Raw genomic sequence first — 11,517 nt, 5'->3', positions numbered from 1 at the left:
GGCCTCGGCCTGCGCCCGTCGGCGGGGCAGCGCGTCGAGCACGGCCCCGGACAGCTCGCTGCGGCTAAGGTCCCGGTCCGCCGTGACGAGGTCGTAGAACGCCTCGCGCCGGGACGGCGGCAGGGCGCGCAGCAGCCGGGCGAGCCAGATCGGGGCGGTGCTCCAGGCCCGGCCGAGGTCCGGCAGCTCGGGCGGGTCGAGCCGGGCGACCCGGGTCAGCGCGCTGCGGGAGATCGACGCGGTGGCCGCGCGTTCGGGCGGCGTGATCAACCGGATGGTCCGGCCGGGCGCGGCGGTCAGCAACCGGCCCAGGCACCCCTGCACCGGCTGCGGCAACCACGTGGGGCAGTGGCGTTCCAGCAGGTCCAGTACCCGCTCCGGTCGGTGTCCGGCGGCGGCCGCCAGCACGTCCGCGTTGCGCTGCCACCAGGCGGGGCGGGCCGGCTCGGGCAGTTCGGCGAGCTGGCGGGCCACCTCGTCCAGCAGCAGGTCGGGGTGGCGGCGGGCCAGGGTGTTCCAGTGCGTCACGGCGAGGAACAGCCCGGGCAGGTACCGGGCGACGGTCTCGGGCCCGCAGCCCGGCAGCAGCCGGGCCGCCGCCGCGTCCCCCCACGCCTGCCGGACGGGGAGCAGCAGCCGCTCCGCCAGCGCGGTGCGCCCGCGGGCGACGATCAAGGTGGTGAGCCGGTGACGCAGGACGGCGGGCGCGTCGGCCATCGCCGCGGCCAGCAGCTCGTCCGCGACCGGCAGGTGGAGTGCGGCCTTCAGGGCCTGGCGGCTGACCGCCGGGTCGGGATCGGTGAGCCGCGCGGCGACGAAGGCGCCGTCCCCGGCGATCGTGGCGGCGACTCCGGCCAGCCCTCGGCCGTAGGCGCCGCGCTTGTCGAGTTCCGCCAGCAGCGGGCCGAACCGCTCCGGTCCGTCGCCCTCGTTCGGTCCCTCCGCTACCCGTTCCTTCGTCCAGACGGCGAGGCGCCGCATCCGGGCGGGGTGGGCGAGCGGGGCGAGCTCGGCGAGGAGGTGGTCGACGGCTTCGGCCGGGCTGTGCGGTGCACTGGACATGCGGGCCATTCAACAGGCCGCCCGCCCCCGCGGTCGCAGGGTTTTCCGGGTGGACCGGTTGTACGAACGTGCCCGGCGGTCCGGGAGCGGGAGGCGGGTGCGCCGGCCGCCGCGTCCCGGACCATCGGCGCCAACCGCTCTGCGTCCAGAACAAAGTAGGATGATTCGACTCCCGCTACGCGCGAAGAGTTCCACAAATATCTTATTTGACCGATTTACCTCCCGCTTCACACGCACGGAGCCACCCTCATGGACAATCCGTCCACCGACGCCAACGACGGCGCGATCGAGACCCGCGGCATTGAGCCTGTCCCCGACCACGAGCGCCGGGGCAGAGTCCGCGAGCTCTTCCCGACCTGGGTCGCGGCGAACATCAGCGTCCTGCTCCTCACCATGGGTGCGGCCCTGGTGGTGTTCAACCACTTGAACTTCTGGCAGGTCCTGGTCGTCGCCGCGTGCGCCGCCCTCATCTCGTTCGGCATGGTCGGCGTGCTGTCGGTCTCCGGGAAGTGGGGCGGAGCCCCGGGCGCGACCCTCTCCCGGGCCACCTTCGGGGTACGCGGCAACCTCTTCCCCGGCGCGATCCTCTGGATCGCCCGGTTCGGCTGGGAGACGATCAACGCCGTCACCGGCGCCTACGCCGTGCTGACCGTCCTCGACCTGGTCTTCGGCGTCAAGAGCAACACCGCGCTGATCGTGATCACGCTCTTCGCCTTCGTCGCCTGCACCTTCCTGGTCTCCGGCATGGGCCGGAAGGCGCTGAACGTCTGCAACACCTGGTCGACGTACCTCTTCGGGGTCTTCAGCGTGCTCGTGCTGGGCTACCTGGTCGCGACCATGAACTGGAGCGAGGTCTTCTCCAAGCCCGCGGGCACCACCGCGATGATGATCGCCGGCATCGGGACCATCGCGGCCGGCGGCATCAGCTGGGTCCCCACCGGCCCGGACTTCGCCCGCTACCTGCCGCACGCCGCCTCCGGCCGGAAGATCGTCGGCGTGACGGTCTCCGGCGCCGGCCTGGTCATGGTGCCGATGGTGCTGATGGGCGCCGTGATGGCGGTGGCCTCGCCCGGCCTGGCCGAGGCCGCGGACCCGGTCTCCTTCCTCGGCGACCTGCTGCCGACCTGGCTGGCCGTGCCCTACCTGCTGACCGCGATCGTGGGCATGCTGCTGATCAACAGCCTCTCCATGTACTCGGCCGGCTTCACCGCGCAGACCATGGGCGTGAAGCTGCCGCGCGCCATGGCCGTCAGCATCAACGCCGTGATCTCGCTGGTCGGCGGCCTGCTGCTGATGCTGGTCGCCAAGAGCTTCCTGGGCTCGTTCATCACCTTCCTGATCCTGCTCGCCGTCTCCTTCTCGGCCTGGATCGGCGTCTACGCGGTGGACATGTACCGGCGCCGCTCGCGCGCGGTGCGCTACGACGCCGCCGCGCTCATGGACACCAGCAGGAAGAGCCGCTACTGGTACACGGGCGGCTTCTGCTGGCAGGCGATGGTGTCGTGGGTGCTCGCGCTGCTGGCCGGGCTCGCCTTCACCAAGTGCGACTGGTTCGCCGGCCCGTTCTCCGGCACCTTCGTCGGCAAGTACGGGCTCGCCTGGGCGGCGACCATCGTGATCTCCGGCGTGATCATGGCCGTGCTCCCGACCCCCCGGGAGAACACCTCCGGCACCGACGAGCAGGCTGCCGAGCAGGCCGCTGAGCAGGCCGCCACCGTCTGACCGCACGACCACGCCCCCGGACCGCCCGGCGGTCGGCTCACCCGAGCCGACCGCCGGGCGGCTCCGTTTCGGCGGCCCACCGGTGGCTCCAGGCAGTGAGCGGGCCGAGGGCGGTGACGAGGTCGGCGCCGAGCGGCGTGAGCCGGTAGGCGTCGTCGTGCGGGGCGAGCAGCCCGGCCTCGGTCAGCTCGGCGATACGGGTGCTGAGCACGCTCGAGGACATCCGCTCGCACCGGCGCTGGAGCTCACGGAAGCCCGCCGGGGCCTGGCTCAGCTCCCACAGGATGCGCAGCGTCCAGCGCCGGCCCAGCAGGTCGAGCGCGGCCATCACCGGGCGGCCCCGCCCTCGCCCCGCAGGCCGGACTCACCCCCGAACAGCTCCGCGCGACCGCCGCCGCCGATCCCGATTCGGCAGGCGCCGCCTGGTCCCCCCGGCAGTCGGCCCTGCTCGCCGCCGTCGACGAGCTACACGACACCCCTACCTCTCGCCAGCCGCCTGGGAGGCCCTACGCCCGCACTACGACGACGCCCAGTTCCTGGAACTCCTCGTCCTCACGGGCTGGTACCGCACCATCGCCTACCTCGCCAACGGCGTCGAGCTGGATGCGGAACCGTGGGCCGTACCGCTCCCCGGCACGGAGGAGGACAGCTGAGCCACGGCCCGGCCCGGTCATCCCGGGCCGGGCCGCTGCCAGCGCAGAGGAAGCCGTCGTACGACGTCCAGGACGTCGAACCATCCGACCTTGCCCACACCCGCTACTGGATACCAGCCCCAGGTCAAGGGAATCTGTTACCCGCAGAACCTCGCCCAGTCATGCGAGCCTCGACCAGCATCGGAAGTGGAGTCGTCACCATGGGATTCGGTCTTGTCGTACGCTTCGTCGCCCACAACACGGAAGCCGCTCGTGCCTTCGACCGGTTGGCAGAGAAGGCACTTGAGGGCATCCGCGCCAAGGAGCCCGGCACTCTCGTGTACGTCAACCACGCCGTACCTGAGGAGCCCACCGTCCGCGTCTTCTACGAGCTGTATGCGGACCGCGAGGCTTTCGAGGAGCACGAACGACAGCCGCATGTCCAGGCCTTTCTGGACGAACGCGCCCAGTACCTCGCCTCCTTCGACGTCACGTTCCTGGAGGAGATCTCAGGTAAGGGCAGCCCGGGAGGCCGTTCATGAACTCGTCGTCATCGCAGGCCGAAACGCCCCGTCGGAGCTGGTGAAGCTCGCCAAACGCGCGAACGCCACGAGGTGATGGCGAAGTTCAGGCCGCCGGACGTCGCCGTATCGGCGACGTCCGGCGGATCGACTCATCGGCTCGATTGGATCCAGCCCGCCGCGCTCGGTGGACGAGCGCGGCGGGCGCGTCCGTGCACCTCAGTGGCGGTGGTGGTTGTCGGGTTGGGCGGGGTCGCCTGGGTGTTCCAATCCCTCGACCAGGGTGAGGCGTTGGGCGCGTTCGTGGTCGAGCCAGCGGACGAATGCTGTCGGCGGGCGGCGGCGCGAGGGTGGGGGTGGGGTCGTCGCCTTCCGGGGTGGTGTGGGTGGCTAGGAGGGCTGCCGTCCAGGGACCGGTGGTGACCCACTCGCCGGGTGGGGCTGCGCGGAGGGCCTCGGCGAGGGCGACGGGGAGGGTGGTGGGGTCGGCTTCCAACTCGCCGTCGGGGAGAGCGAGGTGCCAACTCTCGGCCGCCGGGCGGGTGGTCAGGGTTCGGTAGTGGGCGATGTCCTCGGGTGAGGGGTCGACGTCGGCCGTCACGGCGTCGTAGACGGCGCGGACGGCGGCGTTGCCCTCGTAGGCGGCCGCCGTGATGGAGCCGAGTTCGACGGCGGCCTGTTGGTCGAGGTGGGCGGGGCCATCAGGAGCCACGGGCAGGTCGCGTTCGGCGGCGACTGCCTCGCAGAGGGCTTCGGTCAACAAGACCTGCGCGACCCAGCGGGTCAGCTGGCGGTCCTCCGAACTGCCCGGTTGTGGCAGGGCGGTGGCGCGCGGGCCGTTCCGGAGGGCGGCGAGGCGGTGGTCGAGGGCCGCACGTGGGAGGGGGCGACCGTCGAGGAGGCCGAGGGTCATGCTTCCACCACCAGGGCGACGGTCGGGGCGTACTGGCAGCGGCCGAACCACATGACCTTCGCCAGGGCCCAGTACGAGCCCGGATCGGTGGATTCGGCGACGGAGAGGGCGAATTCGACCACCGACGAGCTGCCGGCCGGGACGGTGAAGCCGCGGACGGGGTCGGCGATGACGTCCCAGGTGCCCCAGGGGGAGACCAGTTGCAACTCGCCCCGGATCTCGCCGCGGGTGCGGTTGGTGAGGGTGAGGGAGAGGGCGGTACGGCTGCCGGGGACGACGTGCAGGGTCTCGGTGGAGACCTCGACGTCCAGTCCGGTGTCGCGGCCGCTGGTGGCCTTGGTGCCCTGGGCGATCGTCCAGTCCTCGGGGGTGTCGCCGGGGACGGGCAGCAGGTCGGGCAGGTCGCCGACGGCGATGGTCACCACGTCTTCGATCTGCTGGCCGTCGTGCTCGATCCGGACGGCGGCGAAGTGCAGCCCGGGCTCGGCGTCGGCCGGCGGGGTGAGGGTCACCGGGAAGCGCAGGTGGCCGTCGGGTGCGAGCCGGTACGGGCGGCTGCCGAGGCTCGTGGTCCAGCCCTCGGGCGGGAGTACGACGGCTGTGCCCTCGACGGCCGCGTCCCGCAGCTGGGAGGAGAGGGCGACCGAGAGCGTCACCGGCTCCCCCGCCGTCCGCAGCAGTCCGGGCGAGGCACCGACGGACACCGGGAGGTAGCCGAGCGGTGCCGGGCCCCGGTTGTGCAGCCAGTAGCGGGCATGGACGGGCTGGGCCGTCTCCGCCACCGGACCGAGGTCCGTCTCACCCTCCGGGGCCGTGACGGCCGGGGAGGCGAGCAGGGTGGCGATCTGCGAGCCGGCGAGGTCGAGGGCGGCGCCGTCGGCGGGGCGCGGGCGTTCCAGCAGGTCGGCGGCGCGCACGTCGTCCAGGCCGAGTGCGCCGCTGAGCTTCGCGGTCCGGCCGAGGCCGGTCGACTCGACCAGCCGGACGGTGAGTTCGCTGCCGAGCGGCACGGCCGAGCCGTGCGCGATCGGGTTGCCGGTCGGCTTGAGGGTGCCGAGCAGCACCTCGCGCTGGGGTTCGACCCGCAGCCAGGAGAGGGTGGCCGGCAGCGGTCCTTCCTGGGCGGGGGCGATCCGGGCGTACAGCGGGTGGTTGAACTCCTGGCCCTGGGCGGGCAGTGTCTGGTCCCGCCAGTCGCCTTCGCCGCCGACCAGTGCGTAGCTGAACTCGTGTGTCCAGTGCTGGAGTTGGAAGGAGGCGCCGTCGGGCAGGGTGCGCCGGGGCGGGTCGATCCAGACGCCGGACGGCCAGCCGGTGCAGGAGCGCATCAGCGACAGGTGCAGCGCGCCGGTGGTGTCGACGGCGAAGCCGGGCAGGCCGAAGCTCAGCAACGCCACGGTGTGGTCGGCGAGTTGGTCCTGGACGGCGGACGGGCAGACGGCGGTGATCCGGGCGTCGGCCAGGTCGTCGACCAGGGCGGAGGGGTCGGAGACGATCAGTGCCGGCAGTGCGCGCAGGTCTCGCAGGTCGGCGTCCGGGCGCCAGACCTCGGTGAGCGGGGTCGCCGCCGGTACCCAGACCGCGCCGTGCGCCTTCAGGGCGGCCGCGTACTCCTCGCCCGCCAGGTCGATCAACTCCCGTGCCACCGGGTTGAGGTCCGGCGAGCCGACCACGATGCGGAAGTCCGGCAGGTTGGAGTCCACGTCCAGCCAGCCGTACCGCGCCCAGTCGGCGCCCGAGGTGGTGGCGGTGACCCCGACCCGCGCCAGTGCGACCACCAGGGGGCGGGCGTCGGCGGCGTCGTCCAGGGTGGGGACGACGACCTCGGCCACGCCGAGGGCGCGCGAGCCGGTCACCGTCCCCGCGCTGTCGGTCAGTTCGGCCCGCGCGGTGGCGCCGAGGCCGAACCAGGTGTTGGCCGGGTTGTCCAGGGTCCACGGCGCCTCCGCCGAGTCCACGTCGGGCATCGCGAAGCCGCGTCCGACGACCGCGCCCGCGACCTCGCTGACCGGCAGGCCGCCGGGGACGTCCACCGGGAAGCGCAGCCGCAGCAGCCGGTCGGCGCCGGAGTAATCCACCACCCGGGTACGGCAGTCCACCCGGTCGAGGCCGCGCCACAGGGTGACGGTCTGCTCGTACCGGACGCCGTCGACGGTGCCGTCGATCAGCAGGCGCTCGCCGAGCGGCCCGGTCTCCCGGCGGACGGCGGCGTCGGCTCCCCCGGAGCCGGTCACCGGTCCGCTGGGCACCAGGTGCCAGGGGCCCTCGCCGAAGTCGGGGTGCTGCGGGTACTCCTCGTACACGCGCAGCTCGTTGCCGATCCGGCCGTCCTGGATCAACTCCCGGTCGTACAGGAGGTCCTGAACCGAGCAGAGGCCGCCGCCGCGCGCCGGGTCGGCGGTCACCCGGTACCGGCCGTTGCCGATCGTCAGGCCCGGGGCCGCCGTCCACGGCTGCTCCGCCTCCCCCTCCACCAGTCGCCAGGTGCGCCAGCCGAGCGCGGGCACATCGGCGGCGAGGAAGCGCAGGGTGCCCCGGTCGACGGCGCTGGGCACGGGCGAGCCGGTGTCGTCCAGCACCCTCACCGAGTCGGTGCCGGAGGGGAGTTCGACACTCACCAAGTCGGTCCGGTCGAAGGAGAGCGTGTTGGCGACCACGACGGCCTGCCCCGCGCCCGCCGTGGAGATCCGCGCGGTCAGCGCGTCCAGCGCCGCGTCCCGGACGCCGGAGGCCAGGTCGTACGCCTCCCGCCAGCCGCCGAGCAGGTCCAGGTACACCTGGTCGGACTCGGAGCCGGTGATCGCGTCGTGGTGGGCGCCGTAGGCGAGTTGGCGCCAGACCTTGTCGAGCGCCGCGGCCGGGTAGCGGCCGAGGCCGTGCACGGAGGCGAGCGTGGCGAGCTTCTCGGCGTCCACGGCCGCGACCTCGCCGGCCCGTTGGGCCTGCTTGGTGTCGATGTACGAGACGTCCTTGCCGGTGTACACCGGGTTCATGTCGCGGGTCTGCGGGCTGGGCCGCCGGCCGGTGGCCGCCAGCTCGGCGCGGACGGCGTCGAGGAAGTCGCGGGGGGTGGCGCAGACGAACCGGGGCCAGAGGTACCTGGCGGCCCAGGAGCGGTGGATCTCGGTGACCCACTTGTTCGGCGGGGTGTAGTCCGTGCCCACCGGCAGCAGCAGGTTCTTCGTCGCGCCCACGGGCTTGAGCTTGCGGTACAGCTCGTAGACGGCCTGTTCGGCGGTGGCGAGGTCCGGGGAGGAGTCCATCCACCAGCCGGCCGAGTAGTGGTGCGGCATGTAGTGGGTGAGCACGCCGTCCCCGCCGGGGGCGATCCACTCGAACTCGCTCGGGAACTGCATCACCCGGGCGTCGTCCTTGGCCTCGCGGAAGTTCTTCTGGATCGGGCCCCACTGGTGGAAGGGGCCGCGCGCCCAGGCGCTGCCGGTGAGGCCGGCCGCGGCGAGGTGGCCGGGGAACTGCGGGTCGTGCCCGAACACGTCGAGCTGCCAGGCGGTTCGGGGGTCGCCGCCGAGGATGTCGCGCTGGTAGCCGATGCCGTAGACGATGTTGCGGATGGTGGTCTCGGCGCCGGTGAGGTTGGTGTTCGGCTCGTTGTAGGTGCCGCCGACGAGTTCGACCTGGCCGCGTTCCAGCAGCTGCCGCAGGGTCTCGCGGCGCTCCGGGTGCTGGTCGAAGTACGGCTTCAGGTAGTCGACTTCGGCGAGCACGAACTTGTACACCGGGTCCCGCAGGGCGAGGTCCAGGTGCGCGTCGACGAGGGCGAAGCCGTTGCGCTCCCACAGCGGCCGGGTGGTGGCGTCGGCGGAGAGCAGTTCCCATGGGGAGGTGTAGGCGGCCTGGGTGTTCCACCAGACCGGGTCGTAGTGGAAGTGCGAGACCAGGAACATCGTCCAGCCGGGCTCGGCGACCTCGACCACGGATTCGGCGGTGGCGTCGGAGGCCCGGACGGTGACCGGGAGTCGGTCGCCGGTCGAGGCCCCGCTGATCTCCAGCGGGACCTCGACCAGGCCCGTGCCGGTCGCCTCGCCGCGGACGCCCGGGCCGCTGACGGTGATCCGGGCGGCCGGGCCCTCCAGCGTGACCCGCAGCACTTGGCGCGGGGCGTCCTCGGGGCCGACGAACAGATCGGTGCTCTCGACGGCGGTGATGGTGACCGGCACGGGGGTGCTTCCTTTCCTCGAACAGGGCGGCGCAGGACAGCGCGGGACAGCGCGGGACAGCGGGAGGGCAGCGCGGGCTACGCGCCCCAGGCCTCGAACTCGTAGACGCGGGCGGCCGGATCACCGTTCTGGGTCGGCGTGTTGACCACCAGCCGGACGTAGCGGGCGGCGATGTCCACCGGGTGGGTGGTGGTGCCGGCCGTGTTGCCGGTGACGTCGGCGACGGTCGTCCAGGGGTCGTTGGCGCCCGAGCGGACCTGGATGGTGAAGTCGCGGGTGTTGAACGAGGCGCTCTCGCCGCCCGCCGCCGCATGCTTGACCACGAACTTCGACAGCTGCTTCGCCGAACCGAGGTCCACCTCCAGCCACTTGGCGGAGGTCAGCGCGCACCACTTGTCGCCGGTCCCGCCGCTGACGCTGCCGTTGACGGCCTTGGCCGGGCCCTCGTTGGCGTTGCACTGGCCGGAGGCGGTGGCCGGGCGGTTGAGCGCCAGGTTGGTGGAGGTCGGCGGGGTGCCGTTCCAACCGACGGTCGTGGACGCGGCGGTGGAGCGCCCGTAGGTGGTGGACACCGCCTCGACGTCCAGCGTGGTGGCGTTCTCGCCGCCCGCCCGGTCGAGCCGCCCGACGAAGTACGCGTCGTTGGGCGTGGCGCCGAGGAAGCTGCGGCTGCCGTCCGCGTTGCGGCGGTACACCTCGTAGTGGTGCACGTTGCCGCCGGGCGCCGCCGTCCAGGACAGCCGCAGCGACTGGCTGGAGCCGGCGGTCACGTCGCTCGCGCCGAGCACGGTGAGTCCGACCGGTGCCGCCGGGGTCTCCACCGAGCCGTCGTAGACAGCGAGTTGGCCGATCCGGAGGTCGTACGAGGGGTCGCTCCCCTCGACCCGCAGGGCGATCTGGGCGATGGTGCGGCCCGCGTACGGGGAGAGGTCGAGGGTGTGCCGCTCCCAGCCGGTGCCGGTGTTGGCGCCGACGTCGACCGTGGTGAAGCTGCTCGGGGAGTCCGTGAACGACACCGCGGCCTTGAGCTTCGTGGGCCCGGCGGCCGGGGTCTTGACCACCAGGTCCAGCCTGGTGTTCGCGGCGACGGGCAGCTTGGTCTGGTACAGCCGTACGGTGTTGGCGGCGTCGAGCTTTCCGCTCAACCGCAGGGAGGAACCGCCCTGGTAGGCGTCGCCGAAGTCGACGGACGGGGTGAGCCTGCTGCCGGTCGAGTCGACCATCCAGCGGTAGGTGGGCGGGACGTCCTGGAGCGAGAGGTTGTTCCAGCCGCCGGTGGCGACCCGGGTGCCGGCCGCGTTGTAGAAGTCGCCCTGCCCGGTGTCGAAGGTGGTGACGAACGGCTTGGCGGTGATCGGCGAGGATTCGGCGACGTAGCCGGCCAGGCCGGGCCAGCTCGCCGAGAGGTCGGTCCGGGACGGGTCGTTGTTGGCGCCGACCCAGTAGCGGGCGTCCTTGGCGTAGAAGTCGGCGCGGTCGATGGCGGACTTCCAGGTCCACTCGGGGCGGTAGAGGCCGAGCGAGGTGGTGTGCGGCTGCCCGGACGGGAAGAGGGCGGACCAGTTCACGCCGGTGTTGTAGCCGTTGGCCTCGGTGTCGATGCCGGAGTAGAGGTCGTACTCGCTGCGGCCGAGCTGCCGGGCCAGCGCCCGGGAGGAGTTGAGGCCGCTCGCCGACCAGTCGAAGTTCAGGAACATCGAGTCCGAGGTGCGCTTCGAACCATCTTGCAGGAAGGGCGAGTTGGCGGAGGTGAGGGCGTTCTGCCAGTTCACCCCGCCGGAGGTGGTCATCGCGTCGTACCACATGAAATCGGTGCCGCTCTGCGCCTTGGTGTACTGCATCAGGTTGCGCAGCTCGCCCGCCAGGGCCGAATCACCGCCGCCGGTCTCCTGGTTGATGAACCAGCCGTCGAAGCCGTAGTACTGCGCGGCCTGGACGAGCTTGTCGGCGACGGGGTAGCGGCTGCCGGACTTCTGGACGAAGTCGCGCACCCACTGGAGCTGTCCGCCGTACGCGCCGGGCGGGAAGAAGACCGTGCCGTACACCTTGACGCCGTTGCGGTGAGCGGCGTCGATCACGGTCGGGTTGGGGGCGAGGATGAGGCCCTCGCCGGCCGAGCCGCCCCAGAACACCAGCTTGTCGACGTACTGCCAGTAGCCGAAGGCGTAGTAGTTGGGGTCGGCGGAGCCCTGCGAGGGGTTGTTGGAGGTGGGGCCGAAGGAGACCAGCGAGGCGATCTTCCCTTCGCCGGTCCGGGCGTTGGGGTTGGCCCGCAGCGCCGGGTCGCTGGTGCGCGGCTGGAGCGGGACGCGGGAGCGGTTGAAGCGGGCGTCCGGGTCGGTGGCCGGGTCCCAGTTCAGGATGCTGCTGGGGTACCAGTACGAGGCGAAGGGCTGGCTGCCCTGGCCGGCGGTGGCGGCGGGTGTCGCGGCCGGCCCGGCGCCCGGCAGTGCGGCCGGTGCCGGGTCGGCCCAGGCGGCGGGGGTGGC

Annotated in this window: 6 protein-coding genes and 1 pseudogene; 2 read left to right on the top strand and 5 right to left on the bottom strand. The window is 72.4% G+C overall.

The genetic code is table 11. The features are described from left to right. A pseudogene (locus AE652_RS23360) lies at positions 1–1,062 on the bottom strand (hypothetical protein); the annotation flags it as partial. A 249-nt stretch (positions 1,063–1,311) separates the two neighbouring features. On the opposite strand from AE652_RS23360, the gene AE652_RS23355 reads away from it, so the two are divergent. Continuing rightward, positions 1,312–2,784 (top strand): cytosine permease, encoded by a 1,473-nt coding sequence (locus AE652_RS23355; protein ID WP_049654634.1) that lies wholly within the window; start codon positions 1,312–1,314, stop codon positions 2,782–2,784. A gap of 37 nt (positions 2,785–2,821) precedes the next feature. Here the strand turns inward: AE652_RS23355 and AE652_RS23350 are convergent, their stop codons facing one another. Next, positions 2,822–3,112 carry a helix-turn-helix domain-containing protein gene (locus AE652_RS23350; protein WP_082345916.1) on the bottom strand — a complete coding sequence of 97 codons (291 nt, stop codon included), beginning with the start codon at positions 3,110–3,112 and terminating at the stop codon, positions 2,822–2,824. Between the two features lie 525 nt (positions 3,113–3,637). Between AE652_RS23350 and AE652_RS23345 the strand changes: the two genes are divergently transcribed. Then, positions 3,638–3,958 (top strand): putative quinol monooxygenase, encoded by a 321-nt coding sequence (locus tag AE652_RS23345; protein WP_049654629.1) that lies wholly within the window; start codon positions 3,638–3,640, stop codon positions 3,956–3,958. A gap of 85 nt (positions 3,959–4,043) precedes the next feature. On the opposite strand, the gene AE652_RS44185 is transcribed toward AE652_RS23345, so the two are convergent. The 3 genes from AE652_RS44185 to AE652_RS23335 form a co-directional block, all read right to left on the bottom strand. Beyond that, entirely contained in the window at positions 4,044–4,850 is an 807-nt protein-coding gene (locus AE652_RS44185; RefSeq protein ID WP_199823135.1) for a hypothetical protein, read from the bottom strand. Further along, positions 4,847–9,028, bottom strand: a complete 4,182-nt coding sequence (locus tag AE652_RS23340) for an NEW3 domain-containing protein (RefSeq protein ID WP_049654628.1) — start codon at positions 9,026–9,028, stop codon at positions 4,847–4,849. The genes AE652_RS44185 and AE652_RS23340 overlap by 4 nt, the downstream gene beginning before the upstream one ends. Before the next feature lie 77 nt (positions 9,029–9,105). Next, positions 9,106–11,517 (bottom strand): discoidin domain-containing protein (locus AE652_RS23335; RefSeq protein ID WP_199823134.1); only part of this gene is annotated, 2,412 nt, incomplete at its 5' end.

The organism is Kitasatospora sp. MY 5-36 (assembly GCF_001182915.1).
Classification (GTDB): domain Bacteria; phylum Actinomycetota; class Actinomycetes; order Streptomycetales; family Streptomycetaceae; genus Kitasatospora.
This window is presented reverse-complemented; position numbering and strand designations above follow the sequence as displayed.